Genomic DNA, 19,171 nt, shown 5'->3' with positions numbered 1-19,171 from the left:
ATATTTTTCCTCGAAGGTACTGAGGAAATAGTGAATTAAGGTTTTAACTAGTGAAATATGGATAATTTAATCTCATTTAATATTAACTAAAACACTCTATAGGCATCCGGAACATCCAGGTTATGCTAAACTATTCTTTTTTAAATTCATCGGAGCATCGTTATGTCATTCGATAGACTGAGTAAAGATCTATTTACATATGAAAAAAGCTTAAGAGCACTGGGCTCTTAAGCTTGTTAAGCATCAATCGATATATCTTCTTGCTCCGGCATATTCCTCTCCGTATCCCGATGTTTTTATTTCATCTATCCTTACATGTGTTGAGCTGTTAGGCGAATGGATCATTTTGCCGTCACCAATATACATTCCGACATGATGGACCTTTCCTTTCCCTTTATCATGGGCAAAAAATAGTAAGTCACCTGGCTGAAGATTTTCTTGTTCAACCTTTTTGCCATGCTGGGCCTGAATGGAAGAGTCCCGTGGGATCGTTATTCCATTAGCGTGATACATCGTATACGTAAATCCAGAACAGTCAAATCCAAAACCGGACATTCCAGCCCATAGATAAGGTAGCCCCAAAAAACCTTTTCCTGATTCAACGATGTCCTTACCGGTTGGAGCCGGTATTTGATTTTCATTTTGATAGACTGACACGTCTTGCTTTTCCATCCATTTTGCCCCATTACCCGGTGTCATCACCTTCACTTTATCTTTTTTCACCTGCAATAGCGGAAGGCGGGTATTGAAGCTGACTTCGATGAATTTGGACTGAAGTTTCGAATCCGAATAGAGCCAGGTCTTTGGGGCATTTACAAGGGCAAATCCTCGTTTAAATTGCTTTTCAAAAGAATGTCCGTCTTTTAATTGTCCCTTCGGCATCCAACCTGGGTAACCAATATCATTGCGGGGTGTAGGTTGATTGGAAACGGCTACTTTCACCCATTCGCCACGTTCTTCAAGAATCGTCACTTTAGAACCATATAAAGCTTGTGTTTCCAGGTTACCTACAAGCCACAGCTTGTCTTCATATTTCATCGAGCCGATCCATTCATTCAAATCAGCGGGATTCGATGCAGAAGGGGCATCGATTCCCCTTAATAATCCCGGCTCAGTCCAAAGAGTGGCCACGTTCACATCAACATAGGCAATTCTCTGCTTCTCCCTGGAACTAGCTTCATTGGGACTGAATACTAAAATACCAAAAGCCAATAAAGATAAAACAAAAACGGTTAACCTTTTCAAATCATTCACCCTTTCGAAATTGTTTTTATTGAGCAAAAGAGGATTTCCTCTTGACTCCCAGTCCAGGTTTATCGGAAATGAGAAGTTGATCTTTCATAAATTGAATGCCTTCAAATGGCTCATTCTTAATCCATAATGGGGCATCTAAATCAATCTTCGTTATATTTGGATGGGCGGTCGCCAGATGAGCCGCGGCCGCTACACTAACGGATGATTCCATCATACTCCCGATCATGCATTCCACCCCGGCTGCTTCTGCCATATCTGCGATTTGGAGTGCTCGTCGAATTCCGCCAGTTTTCATTAATTTGATATTAAGGAAATCAACAGCATGTTCATTCAGGAGCTTCATGGCATCACGTGGGGAAAACAAACTTTCATCGGCCATGATCGGCACTTGGACAGAGCGTTTTATTTCTTTCAATCCTTCGATATCATGGGCTTGCACGGGCTGTTCCACCAAATCAACGTTCAGCTTTCTTTCTTCGATTTCATGAATGATGGAAATCGCTTGTTTTGTTGTCCACCCTTGATTTGCGTCAATCCTGATCATAACCTGTTCGCCAACAGCAGCACGAATGCAGGCAACGCGCTCCACGTCATTCTTCCAATCCTTCCCCAGTTTTATCTTCATCGTAGAGAATCCGCTTTCGATAAGGGACAATGCCGCCTTTGCCATTTCTTCAGGTTCATCAACGCTGATTGTCATATCATTTTTCAGGACATTAGATTTACCGCCAAGATATTGATATAATGGGAGCTGCCATCGTTTGCTGACTGCGTCGTACAAAGCGATTTCAACAGCAGCTTTTGCACTTGTGTTACCTACACAGGATCGTTGGATCAGCTGAGACAATGCATTGATATTCTCGATGTCGCGGCCAATTAGATGTGGTGTGATTACTTCTTCAATGACCGTCATGATTCCTTTTGTAGAATCACCTGTGATGGCAACCGTAGGGGCTGCAGCCCCCAAACCTTCCGTTCCATCCTCCAATTTTACGGAAACCATGATGTTTTCAATTTCCATTGCAGTGCGTAATGCAGTCTTGAATGGCTTGATAAGTGGCAAGGTTTCCACTGATACTTGTAAACTTTCAATCTTCATATTAACAACCCTTCCTTAAAAGCTTGAGAGTATATATGATGTAAGAATTCCAAAATAGGTGCCCAGAAGACTGCCAAGTACTGCCATCAATATCCCGACCGGTATTAGCGACCGGTTGAATGCACCAGCCAATATGGGGGCTGATGCCACGCCCCCTATGTTGGCCAAAGAGGCAACTCCCATTGTAAATAGATCCAACTTAAAGATTTTGGCCAAAATGACCATGATCAATCCATGAAAGAATAGAATCATAAAGCCGGAAATAATATACACAGGTGCTTGAAACAGCTGTGAAAAATCGGCATGGGAAGCAATTAAACCAATGACGATATAAAGCATGACTTTGGAAATTTCCATGGAACCGGCGATACGTCCAACCTTCGTGACAGCCAGAATTAATCCTACGGTCGAAGCGATGATGATCGTCCAAGTGGTTCCATTCACAGCGGCACCGAGTACCGGCAGTCTCTCCCCAATTTTGGTTGCACCTGCTGAAACAATTAAAGCCAGCGCCAAGAAACCGATCAATTCCACGAATCCAAATTCCGTCTTGGCGGTTTCCCCCGCTTCAAGCTCGGAAGTCATCTGATCAATGAAAGATGTATCCGCTTTCGTCCAAATTTTGAATTTTCCAGCAAGAGGCACCAGCCAAAACAAGAACATGACCCAAATGGAATAATTAACAGTATCCATGATCAACGCATAGCCAAAAATATTTTCAGGCACATCGAGTATGCCTTGCAAGATCACCATATTGGCAGAGCCTCCTGTCCAGCTTGCGCTCAAGGCCGAGAATGCCTTCCAAGTTCCTTCCGCATAAAAGCCATTCATTAAAACGTAAGTAAGAGTGAACCCTCCAATAATGCTGAATGAAGCCGCAAAAAAAGTTAACAGCATCTTTGGTCCAAGCCTGATGATTTTCCGCATATCGCATTGCAAAAGCATAAGCATCAACATGGCAGGCAAGAGGAGCCCCCGTATGGTGCTATATGCACTTTCGACTGACTCACTATCTGAAAAGACCCCGAATGTTTTCATCAGAGCCGCTCCAATATAAATAAGGACAATACCAGGAACATACTTGAAGAACTTTCCTCCTATCTTTTTCTCCACAACCGCAATCAGGGCAGTAAATGCCAATAAAAAGCAGACAAACATTACACCATCTTGAATCATATTCCATACCTCCTAATCTTTTATAACTAAATGCAATTTCCATTTTATTTAACCCCATCAATGAATTATTGCATGGCACTACATAGAAAAATCCAGCTGCCAAAGAGCGCGTATGCACTCTTTAACAGCTGGATTTCAATTGCGACTGACAAAAGAAGCAGCTATAACTTATAAAGTTGCTGATATTTGATGCTGGCATTTCTTAGGGCGACGGTCAGTGCTTTCTGAGATGAACCAAAATACCGTTGCTCAATTTCTGTCTCCAATTCATCGGGCCGAAGAATGGATTTACCAACTAACATGGATTGAATGAATCGTGATGTAATCGATATCGTGGTCGAGCATTCCGCATCCACTATTTCATGCGTATCACGATCAATGACGAACCCGATAAAAAAGCAGTTGAATTGCTGTGTAATTGGATTATTGGACGGTGCCTTCGATTCGCCAACTATATATACTGTATTCTGTTGAAACATGATTGTTGTGCCTCCTGCCATTACAGACATCATAACAGGTATAAATAGGGTGACTATCTATATTATTACAATATGAAATGGTTATATATATTTTAATATATATAGCAAGCATTTGACAATATATTTTGTATATTAAGTCAATTCCCGATTCCTTCGGCCAGAGAATAGATAAGTTCTATAACTAATACGCCAATCAAACTGAAGAATCACGAAGAAAAACCAGGTGTAGTTAAAGAACTCGTTTCAGGGGTCATTTTTTGACCTACCACCGCACTTTATTGGACCATCATTCGGACGACAATGGTTCGGGATCCAACACTTCATTTCAGCCCTTCGTATGGTTCATATTTTGCATACATATCTTTTCGGCGATTACGATCCTTGAAGGTGGTTGCTGCACCACTTTTTCGATTCTCATAAAGTTCGTCCATATCCACTGTACCGGTAATGATGGTATGTTCATTCATTACCGCCTCGGCCACTATTCCATTAGCAGGCCAAGCGCTGTCACAGGGGCTAAGGATACTGGCACGGCCATATCCGTTCGGCAAGGGTGATCCTGGTTCACCAACTGTGGGGCAATGAACAAAATATACCTGATTTTCTATTGCACGTGCATGTGCGCAATGGCGAACTCGCCAAAAACCAGCCTCCGTAAATGTGTATGATGGGCAAAAAATGATGTCGGCACCGTTCACTGATAATATCCTTGAAATTTCAGGTATCTCCGCTTCATAACATACCGCTATCCCTATCTTAACCGGACCCACGGAATAAACCTCCAGTTCATCGCCTTCAGAAGTATGCCAATTCGCTTCAGCAGGAAAGATATGAGTCTTTTTATGCTCAACGACTGATCCGTCTTCATCAAAAATATAAGCAATATTGTAGTATTCATTTTCGCGGCGTTCCAGATGAGTGCCTGCAATGATGACTTGTTTTCTTTTTCTTGAAATTGACCTGAAAAGATCTTTGTATTGATTGGTATATTCATCGATCCTGATAACGGACGAGACATCCTGTTCTCCAAAGGCCGCTGATAACCCGATAGTTAACAGTTCAGGAAAAATGATATAATCCGAGTTTTCGGGAACTTGGGTGATCAAGTCTTCTACTTGTTCCTGAAATTCAAGGAAATTTGACACTTTTTCTACACGAAATTGGCAAGCCGTTATTTTAATTTTCACAAAAGCCCTCCCATATCATGTTTTATCAGTCTTCCAGACTTTTAAAAGAAATCAGGATATCTTGTCCAGATCATTCATCTCGGTCTGTTGCATGGAGATTTGTTTAGTCAGGGCACTTACAAGGAATGTTACTAGTATATTAATCAACAAAGCTATGACGCCTGTACTGATATCATTAATTACATGTGGGGTATTTGGCAGGAATGTAGCAACCTTCACATCTGCAATTGTCGCATATAAAACAATCAGGACACCTGCCAATATTCCAGCCATCGCACCATACTTATTGATTATATTGGTTTTTGGCAAACTGAAAAACAAGGACGGGGCCAGTTGCGTAATTAAACTGTAAGACATGATATTCAGGATGGCCAAAGCCTCGCCGCCTGTAACCGTTACAATTAAAGCAATGATTGAGATACCAATAATGATTATCCTTGAGACAATCAATTGATGTGTTTCAGTCGCAGCAGGTACCAGGACTTTGAAAAAGCTATTTGTCAGACCTACCGATGCAGCCATTAGCATGACTGAAGCCGGTACTAGGGCCGTCAATAAACCTGCAGCTCCGATAACCCCTATCACCCAAGGATCGAATGTTTGTATCGCCAGCCTTAAAAGTGAGAGATCACCATCAGCTCCTTGCAAACCCGGGATTTGCATGATGGCTGTAAACCCAATGAAAAAAACGAACAGCAGCAACAATGTGTATAAAGGTAACGCAATCGCATTTTTGCGAAGGGTCCTTTCCCCATTGGACGATAAAACGACCATGAAAGTTTGTGGCAGCAAATAAAATCCTAGTGCATTCAGCAAAACGGTGGACACAAACCAGGACTGACTCAATCCCTGATCTGCCAAAACCAACATTTCCGGTTTGGCAGCTTGCACGGTCTCGAACATTGGCTGTATGCCTCCGAAGTAATGAACTGGAATGTAAATCCCTAAAAAGATGACGACCACCAAAATCATGAAATCTTTCAGTATGGCAGTCCATGCCGAACCATGAATGCCTGAAATCATTACATAGGTAGTTACAACCACAGCACCGATCACACTTGCCGCAACTGGTGAAATTGCTCCGTATGATGCTTCTGAAACAATGATACCCAATCCTTTAAGCTGTATGACTATGTACGGGACGAGGGCTAAGCTTCCCAATACAGCAACGATCATCCCCATTGACCTGCTTTTATATTTAGATGCAAAATACTCTGGCTGAGAGATAATGGAATGTCGTTTAGAATATCTCCATATTTTAGGGACGAGCCAATATGATAGGACATAAGCTAAGAAAATATAGGCGGGAACATAATAAGCAGCGGCACCTTTTGAGTATGCCCACCCACTTCCGCCCAGGAATGTAAAAGTTGTATAAATTTCACCTGCTATCAAGAGAAAAATGAAGAATGTACCGAAGCCCCTGCCCCCTACGGCAAATTGCTCCATATCCATATCCTTCCCTTTTCTTGCTTTAATCCCTAAATAAAGTGCTAGAACCAAGAAGATTGCAATGATGAGCAATGAGATATTCATTCAGATTCACTCCCTTTATTATCAGGATCGAACTTATAGACGATCATTAATATAATCGATGCCATCACCATCCAAAATGCAACCCAAAATAACAAAAAAGGCATTCCCAATATGTACGGTTCTATTTTATTTGCATAGGGCAATAAACCTAAAAACCCTATAAATGGAACAAAAAGCAATAGCTTAATAGCATTCAAATTATACCCTCCCCTAATTAGTTTCCTTACACGGATGCATAACCATCAGTCAAGCCGACTTTCAAGCTGAACTGATGGTTTGATGGCACCCTTCGGTACTGGCTGTATACAACAAACCATATTTCCGCTTAAGATGACTGGATGGCAAGGACCGTTTCCAATATTACATTGACGCCTTTTTCACAATCTTCCCATGTGGTAAGTTCCTCTTCACAATGGCTTTTCCCGTTGATGCTTGGGACGAAAACCATGGCAGTAGGTATATAACTGGCTATAAACTGTGCATCATGTCCTGCACCGCTTACCATTCTATTATATGGTAGTCCTAATGAATTGCTCGATTGCTCGAGCAAATTGCAAATGGATTTGTCGAACCACACGGTATCCCTGTCCCACAATTTTTTCGCTTGGATGTCGCAGCCGCCTTCTGAACCTCTAGAAGTAAGGCCTTTTATGACTTCCTCCACCTTTTCGATGACTTTGGAATCCTTATGTCTCGCTTCAAGCGAAAAAACCACTTTATTAGGGATGACCGTATGGATATTCGGAAACACATTTACCCTTCCCATCGTAAAAACCAAATCGTCATCAAGCATGCCTAGCTTCTGACGGGCCTCCATGATCAAACTATTCGCGGTGAAGAAAGCATCTTTTCTCATATTCATCGGGGTGGTTCCTGCATGATCGGATTCTCCTGTAATTTCTATCTCATAGCAAACCATACCAAGGACACATTCAACGACACCGATCGTTAGTGATTCCCGTTCAAGTATGGGCCCTTGTTCAATATGCAACTCTAGAAATGCCGTTGCTTCTTTTAAACGAGACTCTTGATCCCCTGCATATCCAATGGCACTCAAGGCACTTTCGAAAGTGGTTCCTTCACTATCCGTCTTTTGCAGCATGACGGATTTTTCGAATTTACCCGAAAGAACTCCCGAAGACATCATGGAAGGTTCGAATCTGGCTCCCTCTTCGTTCGTAAAATTGACGATCATTACCGGAATTTTAGGCTGGATATTGTTTTCGACCAGAGTACGCACGACTTCCAAGCCTGCAGCTACACCCAAGATACCATCAAACCGCCCGCCCTTTTTTACCGTATCCATATGCGATCCCATTACAATAGGTGGTTTGTTTTCAAGTCCCGCTAAAGTGGCGTAAATATTCCCCATATCATCAATCTTAATGGTCATACCCAATTCTTTACAGCAAGCGCAAAAATAATCACGGACTAATCGATCTTCGTCGGAAAGGGATAGCCGTGTGACCCCGTTGTTTTCAGTGCGTCCAAAATCAGCAAATTTCTCTAGCGTACGACTCAGCCTCTCACCATTAATTAATAATTTTTGCTTTTTCATAGCGAATATCCCCCTTTTAGATAACCTGCTAAATCCTCTTCGTTCGCTTAAGCCAAAAAAATGTAAGTGAAGGTCTTGTTGTTTTAGAATAGTCACGCTAGATTATATTTCCACCATTGTTTCCCTATGATAAAGAATCTCCCCATTCAGAATCGTCGATTCAACTTTCAAATCCTTGATATTTTGGGAATCCACTTTCAATATACTATCATTCAATACTACTAGATCGGCCAGCTTTCCTGCCTCCAGGCTGCCTTTGACATCTTCATCGAAACTAGCAAACGCGCCATTCCATGTATATAGTTTAATGGCTTCCAATACGCTAATCGATTGAATCGCACCTATTTTCATACCAGACCTGCTTGTTCTATTAACAGCAACGTGTATGCCTAATATAGGGTCGTGATCAGTTACGGGAGCATCTGAACCGGCTGCGGCCAGGATGCCATTATCAATAAAATCACGGGCAGCGTACATATGGCTGACCCTATTGCCGTAATGTTCAATATATATATCACCGAATTCATAAGGAAATGGGGGGTTCGGGATTGGGATGACCCCAAGTTCTTTCATCCTTTTTTGTAAGTCTGGTGAAGATATTCCAGCATGCTCAATTCTATGTCTATGATCTTTTCTGGGCGATTCATTCAAAGCCTTTTCCACGCAATTTAAATACATCTCTATTGCCCTGTCTCCTTGGGCATGGACTGTGATTTGAAAGCCTCTTTTATGTGCCTGACCTAATACTTGATGGATCTCCTCTTCTTTATAATAAAGAATCCCGGAATAACCAGGATCACTCGTATAAGGCTCACGAGTGGCAATTGTCGGACCGGTACTGCTGCCATCCGTAAACAATTTGGCTGGTCCGATTTTGAATCTTTCGTCCCCCGTTCCGGTTATCACTCCCGAATCTACCATTTTATTCACAAATTCATGAGAATTATTCAATGAACCGACCATCGCATAGATACGGACACGAATGTCCTTATTTTTTATGGCCTGCTGCATTAAACGGAAACTGTCAGGACCATGAGCACCAGCTTCATGAATGCTTGTAATGCCTGCTTCAATGAAATGTCCCGATGCTATTTTGACCGCCTTCAACAGTTCACTTTCTGAATAGCTTGCTCTGTCGGCCATTATCATATTTGCTGTTTCAATGAGTTTTCCTGTAAGTCTCCCCGCTCCATCCTTTTCAATGATTCCTCCAGTTGGATTCTCTGAGTTTTCATCAATTCTAGCAATCTCAAGCGCCCTGCTATTCACCACGCTTATATGGCTGCATGTGCGATTCACGATAATGGGATGGTCTGTTGAAATAGCATCCAATTCCGCTATTGTTGGATAACGTTTTTCTTTCACTGAGGTCTCATTGAAGCCCCAAGCCCGAATCCACTCACCTTTAGGGATCGTCGAAGCTTTCTTCTTCAGATCGATTAACAAATCTTCTACAGATTTGATATGTTCAGCTTTACAGCTCACTGCCAATTGATTGACACCATACAAGATAAGATGAATATGAGAATCTATAAACCCGGGAAGTAAGGACTTTCCCTGCAAATCAATCACATTTGTTTCTTCTCCGATAAATACCTTGATTTCCTGATTCGTTCCGACTGCCGAGATACGATCACCGTTAATTGCCAGGGCTTCCGTGACTTCATTTTTTTGATTTACGGTTATGACTTCGCCGTTTATGAACACGATATCAGCTTTCAACCAACACACCCCTTCCTTATTTTTCCCCCTCAGTTCTGCCACCTCTTCATTTGCTGTCCCTGCCGCCACTTACCGGAATATTCTGTTTTCAACAGATTCATTATATCCACACCAGATTGTGAAATCATTAGACAAATAGTCAAAAATATCATCGTTTTTTTATACCTTTTATATAATTGCGTCTTAATTCCCATGGTTTGCTGGCCCCAGCCCCCTCTATTCCTAAGGGGACTATAACCAATCAAAAAAGGATAGATCCAGCTGCTTATTTGCTTATCTATCCCGCCATTATTCAATTACAACCCATTGTTTCTCCCGATAATGCCAATGGTCAAATACTGTTTATTTTCTTGAAAATCCCATGGCCAGTATCGAAGAGTTAATTCGCTTTTATCCAATTTTTCAATAAACGTTTTTACCCCTATTAAGGCTGCCCCATATCCAACGTTCGAGGCCAATGCAAAGATGGCATTCAGCCCTTCGTTAATGGTATCCATATACTCAGGTTCGATTTTTAAAATATCAGTCCATGTAATACAGAATCCATTTTGCTTGGTACATTTAGATATAGAGTGATTCACTGTACGAACGATCTCATCCCTTACATCCAAAATTCCATTCTTCATCTCTTCTGCATCTTTTTTCTGATAGTGGTTTGCATGATCGGAAAGAAGCTCCATTGCCCAATTATAAAATAGTTGAGTATAAATGGCGGACGTTGCCACGATATCAAAATCATTATAATAATTAGCAAAAATACGTTCAGAAAGCTGACCTAACCGATTCTCGGTATCCTTTAAATACCGAATAATTCCCTTTGCCGTTTCACCACGATTCAGCATGGAAGATAGGTGGTGATTAAAATCCACTTTATCGAGGCCTGTTACATCAATTTCAATAAGTTGAATTTTCTCCCGGGTCCGTTCAGGCAAATTTGCCGTACCCTTTTCCATACTTTCCATATCAATATCAAATAGGTATATGGAGTTGCATTTAGTTGCCAGATACTCTATATCCAAATCATCGCAATTGCCTGCTCCGACGATAGCCACTTTATCTACGAACGCTTTTTTCGAAAAAACGGCATCGAATAAACCTGTAACTTGTATACGATGCTGTTTCCACCTTAACTTTCTGTATTCATCCCGATTATGGTTCATTTTTCTTTGATAGGTTTCCAAGTCAATCTCTCCCTTTAGAGTACTAAGGATTTATTTATTGTAACAAAGTATCCCGATCTTTTGGAGGGCAGGTAATTTAGATTTCGCAATGGGCAAAAGATAGGCTCAATTTCCATAGTAAAATGAGTGATAATGATGTTAGAATAATATGGGAATTATTTTAAAGTAGCAGTGATTACAGGAGGGTGTTCCTTGAGCAAAACAAAGAAGATTTTACTTACTTTATTAGGTGTTTTTTCAATCATCTTGGTCGGTGTTGTAATCCTTTTGTTTTCATTCACACAGAGCATGAAAGCAGATCCCGATGAAGAAAAGAAGATCCGGGATCAAGCTGAAAGATACTTAGAAGAAACTTTTGATGAAGGAACCGAAATATATGATGTCCTATACGACAATATGGGAAACCGGGGCTATTTTGAATACGCAGCTAAAGTGAAACATGAAAAATATGGTACGCATTTTCTTGTTTTCTTTAATGATGAAACAGGGGAAATGGAGGATACATTCCTATCTGATAAATGGCAAGATGATGCAGAGAAGGAAATCAGGCCATATGTTGAAAAAGAACTAGGTGACGTGTTGATATCCAAGGAAATGGAAAATATTGCAGAAAGCGAAGATTGGGAGAAGATTCAAGAAGAAATAGGTGATTATAATCAATTACTCTTGGTCTTTGATGAGGGGATCGATAAAGAATTGAACATTGATCCGAATAAGCCAGCCAGCTATAAAGATTACGAAGTTTCCCCTACCATCCGGATTACCCTTTCACGTAAGAAACAGGATGCAGATGAAGACCGCTTTAACGAAATGATCAATGGCCTTAAAAAAGATAAAGTTCTTGAACATGGAAATATGATTGTAGAATATATAAGTACCAAAGGTGTGCCACTTGAAGATGAGGAATGGCATAAAAGGTTTTAAAACCAACATATAGTTTAACAGGAAGGTAAAAGGCAGCCGCTCTTTACCTTTTTTGTATTTGTGAAACAAACCCTTCAAAATGGCACTTTCCTCTAGTAATCTATCCTATTTTTTGGTAATGAATCGTTTCTCGCGGTTAACCACATTAGAGAAAAAGTTCTTTATTCTCACGTCAAAAAAATTTTTTTAATATAAAAATAAAAAATCCTTCCATGCATTTTAGGTGAAACCGCTCATTTTGATGAATAAATGTAACCAGTATAATATATTCAATATCTTCAGAATCTTCCTTCGGCCACCGATTCAGTTTGGTAACGCTATCACTTCCATTCCTGGAATAAAAATCTTAACAATCGCAGATTTCAAAGGAATTCAGCAAATTCCCTTCATACCCCACACGGTAATGTATCCTATTCATAAACAACCAATAATAGGAATTTAAACCCAGGACTTTTACCCTTTTTTCAATCGTATAAATATTCAAAAAAATGTCGAGTTGAGTCATCTATCATTTTACCCTTATACTAGGGTAGAAAAATCGAAGGAGGAATTACATATGAAAAAGGAAATTTCAATCATTGGTGTGCCAATGGATCTTGGTCAAACTAGAAGAGGAGTGGATATGGGGCCAAGTGCCATCAGATATGCAGGATTAAGTGAAAGACTTGAAAACATTGGCTATACTGTCCGTGATGAAGGTGATATTAAAGTAGAAATACAGGAAAGAGCACAAAGTGATAGTGACACAAATTTAAAGAATCTGCAGGATGTAGCAGAAGGTAATGAAAAATTGAGTCAAAAAGTGGATGAAGTCATCCAAGCAAATCGTTTTCCTTTAGTTTTAGGAGGAGATCACAGCATTGCTATCGGGACATTAGCCGGTTTAGCAAAGCATACTGAAAACTTAGGGGTAATATGGTATGATGCACATGGGGATTTAAATACTGCCGAAACTTCCCCATCAGGAAACATACACGGTATGTCCCTAGCCGTAAGTTTGGGTCTTGGCCACCCTGCACTGACTAACATCGGCGGATATTCTCCAAAGGTCAAACCAGAGAACATTGTCATCATTGGTGCCCGTTCTTTAGACCAAGGTGAGAAAGAGTTAATCAGGGAAAAAGGAATTAAAGTCTATACGATGCATGAGATTGATAGAATGGGTATGACAAAAGTGATGGAAGAATCGATCGCCTATCTGAAAAAACGTACGGATCTTGTACATTTATCACTTGACCTTGATGGTCTTGATCCAGATGATGCACCTGGGGTCGGTACGCCTGTAATGGGAGGCATTAGTTACCGTGAAAGCCATCTTGCCATGGAAATGCTGGCTGAAGCTAATATCATTACATCGGCAGAGTTTGTTGAGATAAACCCAATATTGGACGAGCATAATAAAACGGCTGAAGTTGCTGTCGCATTAATGGGCTCATTGCTTGGGGAAAAATTACTTTATGGAGCGGAAGAACATATCACTCCTGATTTATTGGCTCAAGTTAAATAATCGGACACTTTGTTTTTGATAGAAAGATAGAGAGTTCTTTAAAGTGATACTCCATAGGAAAAAGCCCATACTTCGTTTATGAGCTTCTTCCTCCATTGGCGGATGATCGATTTGAATCAATTTACATCCCTAGTTTCCTGACGCTTGGCTTCTCTTTCTTTATTAAGCGGCGCTTTCGAAATTAATTCTGCATAGGTACCTATGTTCCTTGAATCATGCTTCTTTAATGCAGAAGTAATCTCTTTTCGGAGGGAATTCGACATCATCTAAGAATCAGATTCTAAGCTATTAGACTTGTAAGAACACAAATTCCCTAAAAACGTCCCAACATAAATGAAACCGTTTGCACCCATCAGGTAAAGGAGTTTTTCAATGAAAACAGCAGAAAATCAACCAAATGAATTAAAACGGAGCATGAAAGCAAGACATTTATTTATGATTTCAATAGGGGGATGTATTGGTACGGGCTTTTTCATCGGTTCGGGCTATACCATTCATGAAGCAGGAGCTTTCGGCGCTATCCTCTCTTACATAGTCGGCGGCTTCATCATGTATTTAACGATGCTATGTCTAGGTGAACTATCCGTTGCGATGCCTGTTTCCGGTTCGTTTCAGACATATGCGACAAAGTTCATCGGTCCTGGCACCGGGTTTGCCATTGGATGGCTTTACTGGTTAGGTTGGGCAGTTACAGTTGCCTTGGAGTTTCTGGCGGCAGGCCAGCTTATGCAAAGATGGTTCCCTGAATCACCCGTTTGGATGTGGTGTGCAATCTTTGCTTTTCTCATCTTTTCACTAAACGCCTTATCAGCAAAGGCATTTGGCGAATCGGAATTTGTTTTTTCCAGCATAAAAGTATTGGCCATCATTCTGTTCATCATCGTTGGCGGTGCTGCTATGTTTGGTTTGATTGATATGAAAGGTGGACAAGAGACACCATTTTTCTCAAACTTTTTCGCTGAGGGTCTTTTTCCTAATGGGATATCGGCCCTGCTCATCACAATGATTACAGTGAACTTTTCCTTCCAGGGCACAGAGTTAATCGGAATTGCCGCTGGAGAAAGTGAAAACCCGGAAAAGGTCATACCAAAATCCATCAAACAAACGGTGTGGAGAACCCTCTTCTTCTTTGTTCTTTCGGTCACTGTACTTTCGGCGATGATTCCAAGGGAAAAAGCAGGTATCTCAGAAAGTCCATTCGTTGTTGTACTGGATAGTATCGGGGTTCCGTATGCAGCTGACATCATGAACTTCATCATTCTTACAGCACTATTGTCAGTGGCGAACTCCGGCCTTTATGCTGCGACACGTATGCTCTACTCGCTTTCAAGGGAAGGCATGGCAAGTCCGAAACTCGGTTTGGTTAATAAGAGAGGAATTCCGCTTAATGCCCTGCTCATTACACTGGCGATTGCCGGTTTATCTTTACTTTCTAGTGTAGTGGCTGCAGACACAGTATTTGTCTTTCTTCTCTCCCTTGCAGGATTAGGTGCACAAATTGGCTGGATTGCCATATCTGCTAGTCTTCTTGCTTTTAGAAGATCATATACCCGCCAAGGTGGAAAGATAGAAAATCTGAAATTCAAAGTTCCGCTATACCCATTCATCCCCATTCTTGCTTTAGCAACAAACTGCATCGTCATGATCAGTTTAGCATTTGTTCCTGAGCAGCGAATGGCCCTGTATTGCGGGGGAACATTCTTCCTTGGATGTTATGCGGTTTATCACTTTAGAGTGAAGAAAAACAAGACCATAGAAACGCCTAAGCAGGAAGTTGAATTAAATGCCGGTAAAAAAATGGTCATTTAATCCAGAACGCTGCGAAGTATAGTAAGTGGTGAAAAGCGATTTTTACAATCCATCAAGATTGCTTTTCAAAGAAGAAATACCCTGGATGTTTACACACCCAGGGTATTTCTTTTATTTAGTCACCATTCCTGCCAGCTACCCAATGGTGAACCGCTTTCCAGCTTTTTTAGTTCCCCTAACCACCCCTGTATATAAATAGGAAGTTAAATTTCAAGCTCCATCTGGGCAATAAAAACCAAATATCAAAACAAAAAAAATCATCTTAATCGATGATTTTATATTGTGCAAATTCCTTTAATTTAGGCAGGATTGGCTCTAAAATTTCCTTGGCTATGTAATCGGTGTCCAATCCAATGAAGCGTTCACTTTCCATGTCGACAGATCTCGCATTTTCCGGGTCATCACAAAAAATAAACGATATGATTCCGTTATCCTCCATCATATCTACATATTTAAATGTAATGTCATGTTTCGTAAGACAACTTTCAAACGCAATGCACAATTCATCTATATTTGATTGACTAATAGATGTGAATTTCATATTGATCATCCCCTCTGCTAAAGGATAGCAAAATAAAGCTTGAATTTCAAAGCGAAATTCGTGTCCCACTCTTATGTTCTTCTGACACTTTCGACAAAGGAAACATGGCAACAAAAAAGCCCTCGATTGGAATATCACCGTATGAAGCCTTTTGATAAATGTCATGGCTAATGATTTTCCCATTAGAAATGATTGTAACCAAATCGATTCATTCCATTTCCCGAGCTTACCCTTATTTAATTTTTTATCTTTCAACAGCGATTAATAAGGATTGCCATAGGCATAATCGCATTTTGTATAGCCGTGATCTGCAGTTCCTCATGAATATTCCATGGCATGTCTCATATCTTTATACAAACACCTTGTTAGGAGTGGACCAACATGAAATCTTTTTATAAAGGAACGCTCATCTTGATTGTCGCAGCGTTTTTTGGTGAATGTATCGAATTTTTAGTGAACATGCTCCTAGCCAGGGAATTACACGAAGAGGGCATGGGGCTTTATATGTCCATATTGCCAATTTTCTTTTTGATATATGTGATCGCCAGCCTTGAATTACATATTTCCATCTCAAAATTCGTTGCGGAAAATAAACAGACCATGCATTATAATCTTATCATTCATGCACTTAAGATGGCTGCAGTCGTCGTATTGGTAATGTGTGTAGTCATGCCTTTCATACTTTCCTTCTCATCCATAATGGACAAATACCATCCCTATATTAAATGGCTGCTCATCACACTGATCCCAATAGTTGCCTTTTCGTCGATTGCAAGAGGCTATTTCATGGGTGTCCAGCAAATGGGGAAGATTGCCTTTTCCAACTTTTTAAAAGATATCATTCAATTCGGCTTGCTTTTCCTCATCTTTAACTTATTTCATTTTAACCAGGAAAAGTCATTATTGATGGCCTTTTTTGTTTTGATTGGCAGTGAGTTCCTCGTTTTTCTTTACTTGATCAACCTTTTGATTCTTCAAATGCGGATCATGAGGCGCGGTACAAACTCACGGACAACCGGTAAACTTGCACGGCAAAAGTTATTGGCGGTTTCTCTGCCCACCATGGGGTTAAGGATCTTTCATGCGATAACAAATGCCATCCAACCTTTTTTGATCCACACTGCCCTTCTCTCGGCAGGATTCGGTGCGGTAGTGGCTACAGAGCATTTTGGGATGCTTACTGGAGTTGCAATGACGATTGGCTTCTTTCCAGCCTTTATCGCGCATTCCTTAATGATCATGCTCATTCCGAATGTTTCGAATGCATACAAGAGGCAGGATAAAGAAAAATTGAGGGTTTTATTGCAAAGATCGATGTCTTTCACCGTATTGTATGGAGTTCCGGCCGTGTTTTTCATTTATTTCTTTGCGGAACCTTTGACCTCCCTCTTTTTTTCTTCAACTTCTGCCGCATACTATTTAAAATTATTATGTCCTTACTTCCTTTTTCATTTTTTTGTCATTCCCATGCAAGCCTATCTCATCGGCCTGGGTTTAGTGAAAGATGCTTTCATCCATACCGTATGGTCCCATATTGTTGCCTTTTTAATGATGTATATCCTAGGGTCACAGGCTTCTCTTAATATGGGAGGAATCATTTTAGGAATGAACACTGGTGCGGTATTATTAACCTTCATGCACTACTTGACCATTTGCAAAAAAATCGGCATAAGCATCTTACTGACGAAATCAAGATCGATATCGATAAAGTGAAGCCAAAAGCAAGTTCCGCACACGGAAAAAACCTTGCTATTATTGGTTTATAAAGATTTAGATTAAAAATATTGAGCCTTTCCCTGTACATATCACCTTCGTTACTGTATATTTCAACATACTTGGGTAATAATCAAGTAAAATGGTTTAAACTAACCATACAATAGTAATGGAGTGATTTCATGAGTAAAGCTAAGGCTAAGAGCGGAACGGGTAAAGGTACGGGCACTGGAACGGGCAAGAAGGGCTGGAATCGTTGGAAAACAAGTGCCAACAAGAAAAAAAGCGCCAAACCATATGTTAGTAAAGGCGTCAAGCATACCAGTGATTCAAAAACATCCAGTCACTCTACAGGTGACAAGACAGAAAAATAATTGCTTGTCCTACAATCCATACAAAACATACAACATTTATGTTTGTTCCATATTCTCATACAGGGTGTTAAGAGATCTGTATGAGAGAAATGGGTCTTATAGATATAAACCACTAACAATATCCAAATGAGGCATAAGAGTACGGCTATTATACATACCATCAAAAAAGACACTCCAAAACCCGGCAGTGTCTTTTCATTTTTTTTATTTTTTTCTTTTTTATCTAATTTGGCTTTTGGGTTTGATAGCATTGATTTTTTTCGGGGAAAACTCTGTACGGAAGCCGTTAGTAGCTTTTTTAACAGAGTTTGTAACCGAATGTATCGCTTCACCAACGTCCTGAGCAGAATCCAATAATGGTTCAACCGTTTTCATTTTAGCTTTTACATCTTCGGTGATTTCATTTGCAGTTTGCAATAGTTGTTTCGATTCGCCGGATAAATCGTGGATGGCATTTCGCACCTCAACCAATGTGTGATTGGCTTCCCCTATTGTGACCATTCCCTTATGAAGTGTACTTATCAAAAATACGACCAACCAAATGAAGGCTAAAGCGATTGCAGCCACACTATATTGAATAATCAAGATAAAGCTCCCCCTCTGAATTAAATGGTAGACACGATTGCTTATAATAGGTTAGTGAATCCCGGGGTGCCTGTTTTTAAAGATAAATGATGATTCTATTTGAGTTTTATTTGAACCCCCCCAGCTTTAGTTCGAGTTGAAGGAGCTGACGGTGTGGATAAATCCTTGGGGCGGCCTTCCAAACTGGCTTCTTTCATGGTATTGGTTACATTATGAATCATTTCCCCAACATCTTGAGCGGATTCCAGCAATGGATCTACATTTTCCATCTTCCCTTTTACATCCGCAGTAATTTGATTGGCAGAGTGGATCAGTTGTTTGGACTCTTGCGTCAATCCATGGACGGCATTTCTTACCTCTTCCAGTGTCTTATTTGTCTCTTCGAGCGTTCCCATTCCTTTACGCAGCGTCTGGTTGACATTATATATCAAATACACGACGGCTCCGGAGACACTGGCAACACTTAATTTAATGAACATTTTCATATATCCACTCCTTTCATTTAAATTTATGCATTGTCCCTTTC

At 40.5% G+C, this 19,171-nt stretch carries 18 protein-coding genes; 5 read left to right on the top strand and 13 right to left on the bottom strand.

What is annotated here, in order from left to right; translation table 11 throughout:
• Nucleotides 1–243 precede the first annotated feature (243 nt).
• The 10 genes from AC2YHV_RS03575 to AC2YHV_RS03530 all read right to left on the bottom strand — a co-directional run bounded on the left by AC2YHV_RS03575 (nt 244) and on the right by AC2YHV_RS03530 (nt 11,192).
• Nucleotides 244–1,245 (bottom strand): C40 family peptidase, encoded by a 1,002-nt coding sequence (locus AC2YHV_RS03575; RefSeq protein ID WP_400449492.1) that lies wholly within the window; start codon nt 1,243–1,245, stop codon nt 244–246.
• Nucleotides 1,246–1,270: 25 nt separating this feature from the next.
• On the bottom strand, nt 1,271–2,353 hold the full coding sequence (locus AC2YHV_RS03570) for a dipeptide epimerase (RefSeq protein WP_487372602.1): 1,083 nt from the start codon (nt 2,351–2,353) through the stop codon (nt 1,271–1,273).
• Between the two features lie 15 nt (nt 2,354–2,368).
• Nucleotides 2,369–3,529 carry a DUF819 family protein gene (locus tag AC2YHV_RS03565; RefSeq protein ID WP_487372601.1) on the bottom strand — a complete coding sequence of 387 codons (1,161 nt, stop codon included), beginning with the start codon at nt 3,527–3,529 and terminating at the stop codon, nt 2,369–2,371.
• Nucleotides 3,530–3,690: 161 nt separating this feature from the next.
• Nucleotides 3,691–4,008: a DUF3870 domain-containing protein gene (locus AC2YHV_RS03560; protein ID WP_034312026.1), complete on the bottom strand. Its 318-nt coding sequence runs from the start codon at nt 4,006–4,008 to the stop codon at nt 3,691–3,693.
• 320 nt (nt 4,009–4,328) lie between these two features.
• Nucleotides 4,329–5,195 carry a carbon-nitrogen hydrolase family protein gene (locus AC2YHV_RS03555; protein WP_487372600.1) on the bottom strand — a complete coding sequence of 289 codons (867 nt, stop codon included), beginning with the start codon at nt 5,193–5,195 and terminating at the stop codon, nt 4,329–4,331.
• Nucleotides 5,196–5,246: 51 nt separating this feature from the next.
• The gene (locus AC2YHV_RS03550) at nt 5,247–6,731 is read right to left on the bottom strand and encodes a sodium:solute symporter family protein (RefSeq protein WP_034312033.1); all 1,485 of its coding nucleotides are present in this window, start codon (nt 6,729–6,731) and stop codon (nt 5,247–5,249) included.
• Nucleotides 6,728–6,928 carry a DUF3311 domain-containing protein gene (locus tag AC2YHV_RS03545; protein WP_063576267.1) on the bottom strand — a complete coding sequence of 67 codons (201 nt, stop codon included), beginning with the start codon at nt 6,926–6,928 and terminating at the stop codon, nt 6,728–6,730. The genes AC2YHV_RS03550 and AC2YHV_RS03545 overlap by 4 nt, the downstream gene beginning before the upstream one ends.
• A gap of 128 nt (nt 6,929–7,056) precedes the next feature.
• Entirely contained in the window at nt 7,057–8,289 is a 1,233-nt protein-coding gene (locus AC2YHV_RS03540; RefSeq protein ID WP_487372599.1) for an allantoate amidohydrolase, read from the bottom strand.
• Between the two features lie 102 nt (nt 8,290–8,391).
• Nucleotides 8,392–10,011 carry an amidohydrolase gene (locus tag AC2YHV_RS03535; protein WP_487372598.1) on the bottom strand — a complete coding sequence of 540 codons (1,620 nt, stop codon included), beginning with the start codon at nt 10,009–10,011 and terminating at the stop codon, nt 8,392–8,394.
• A 296-nt stretch (nt 10,012–10,307) separates the two neighbouring features.
• Nucleotides 10,308–11,192 carry a hypothetical protein gene (locus tag AC2YHV_RS03530; RefSeq protein WP_487372597.1) on the bottom strand — a complete coding sequence of 295 codons (885 nt, stop codon included), beginning with the start codon at nt 11,190–11,192 and terminating at the stop codon, nt 10,308–10,310.
• Between the two features lie 192 nt (nt 11,193–11,384).
• Between AC2YHV_RS03530 and AC2YHV_RS03525 the strand changes: the two genes are divergently transcribed.
• From AC2YHV_RS03525 to AC2YHV_RS03515, 3 genes are all read left to right on the top strand, one after another.
• Complete coding sequence (locus AC2YHV_RS03525; protein WP_487372596.1) at nt 11,385–12,116, top strand: hypothetical protein; 732 nt, start codon at nt 11,385–11,387, stop codon at nt 12,114–12,116.
• A gap of 556 nt (nt 12,117–12,672) precedes the next feature.
• Nucleotides 12,673–13,623, top strand: a complete 951-nt coding sequence (gene rocF, locus AC2YHV_RS03520; protein WP_487372595.1) for an arginase — start codon at nt 12,673–12,675, stop codon at nt 13,621–13,623.
• A 372-nt stretch (nt 13,624–13,995) separates the two neighbouring features.
• Nucleotides 13,996–15,432, top strand: coding sequence for an amino acid permease (locus AC2YHV_RS03515; protein ID WP_057277697.1), 1,437 nt, complete (start codon nt 13,996–13,998; stop codon nt 15,430–15,432).
• Between the two features lie 262 nt (nt 15,433–15,694).
• On the opposite strand, the gene AC2YHV_RS03510 is transcribed toward AC2YHV_RS03515, so the two are convergent.
• Nucleotides 15,695–15,973: a hypothetical protein gene (locus tag AC2YHV_RS03510; RefSeq protein ID WP_034312053.1), complete on the bottom strand. Its 279-nt coding sequence runs from the start codon at nt 15,971–15,973 to the stop codon at nt 15,695–15,697.
• A gap of 381 nt (nt 15,974–16,354) precedes the next feature.
• Here AC2YHV_RS03510 and AC2YHV_RS03505 point away from each other — a divergent pair, with 381 nt between their 5' ends.
• Together AC2YHV_RS03505 and AC2YHV_RS03500 are read left to right on the top strand one after the other, a co-directional pair.
• Nucleotides 16,355–17,686 (top strand): oligosaccharide flippase family protein, encoded by a 1,332-nt coding sequence (locus AC2YHV_RS03505; RefSeq protein ID WP_487372594.1) that lies wholly within the window; start codon nt 16,355–16,357, stop codon nt 17,684–17,686.
• 182 nt (nt 17,687–17,868) lie between these two features.
• Nucleotides 17,869–18,060 carry a DUF3934 family protein gene (locus AC2YHV_RS03500; protein WP_487372593.1) on the top strand — a complete coding sequence of 64 codons (192 nt, stop codon included), beginning with the start codon at nt 17,869–17,871 and terminating at the stop codon, nt 18,058–18,060.
• 219 nt (nt 18,061–18,279) lie between these two features.
• Here AC2YHV_RS03500 and AC2YHV_RS03495 read toward each other — a convergent pair whose 3' ends face one another.
• Both AC2YHV_RS03495 and AC2YHV_RS03490 read right to left on the bottom strand, forming a co-directional pair.
• Nucleotides 18,280–18,645: a DUF948 domain-containing protein gene (locus AC2YHV_RS03495; protein WP_487372592.1), complete on the bottom strand. Its 366-nt coding sequence runs from the start codon at nt 18,643–18,645 to the stop codon at nt 18,280–18,282.
• Between the two features lie 95 nt (nt 18,646–18,740).
• Entirely contained in the window at nt 18,741–19,130 is a 390-nt protein-coding gene (locus AC2YHV_RS03490; RefSeq protein WP_054395906.1) for a DUF948 domain-containing protein, read from the bottom strand.
• Nucleotides 19,131–19,171: the final 41 nt, after the last annotated feature.

The organism is Peribacillus sp. SRI_006, assembly GCF_057586375.1.
The sequence above is the reverse complement of the archived record's forward strand: the minus strand, read 5'-3'. Positions and strand labels throughout refer to the sequence as shown.

Coding starts and splice junctions, on each gene's coding strand:
- AC2YHV_RS03570 (WP_487372602.1), bottom strand. CDS start 2,353: ATGAAGATTGAAAGTTTACAAGTATCAGTGGAAACCTTGCCACTTATC.
- AC2YHV_RS03565 (WP_487372601.1), bottom strand. CDS start 3,529: ATGATTCAAGATGGTGTAATGTTTGTCTGCTTTTTATTGGCATTTACT.
- AC2YHV_RS03560 (WP_034312026.1), bottom strand. CDS start 4,008: ATGTTTCAACAGAATACAGTATATATAGTTGGCGAATCGAAGGCACCG.
- AC2YHV_RS03550 (WP_034312033.1), bottom strand. CDS start 6,731: ATGAATATCTCATTGCTCATCATTGCAATCTTCTTGGTTCTAGCACTT.
- AC2YHV_RS03540 (WP_487372599.1), bottom strand. CDS start 8,289: ATGAAAAAGCAAAAATTATTAATTAATGGTGAGAGGCTGAGTCGTACG.
- rocF (WP_487372595.1), top strand. CDS start 12,673: ATGAAAAAGGAAATTTCAATCATTGGTGTGCCAATGGATCTTGGTCAA.
- AC2YHV_RS03515 (WP_057277697.1), top strand. CDS start 13,996: ATGAAAACAGCAGAAAATCAACCAAATGAATTAAAACGGAGCATGAAA.
- AC2YHV_RS03510 (WP_034312053.1), bottom strand. CDS start 15,973: ATGAAATTCACATCTATTAGTCAATCAAATATAGATGAATTGTGCATT.
- AC2YHV_RS03505 (WP_487372594.1), top strand. CDS start 16,355: ATGAAATCTTTTTATAAAGGAACGCTCATCTTGATTGTCGCAGCGTTT.
- AC2YHV_RS03500 (WP_487372593.1), top strand. CDS start 17,869: ATGAGTAAAGCTAAGGCTAAGAGCGGAACGGGTAAAGGTACGGGCACT.
- AC2YHV_RS03490 (WP_054395906.1), bottom strand. CDS start 19,130: ATGAAAATGTTCATTAAATTAAGTGTTGCCAGTGTCTCCGGAGCCGTC.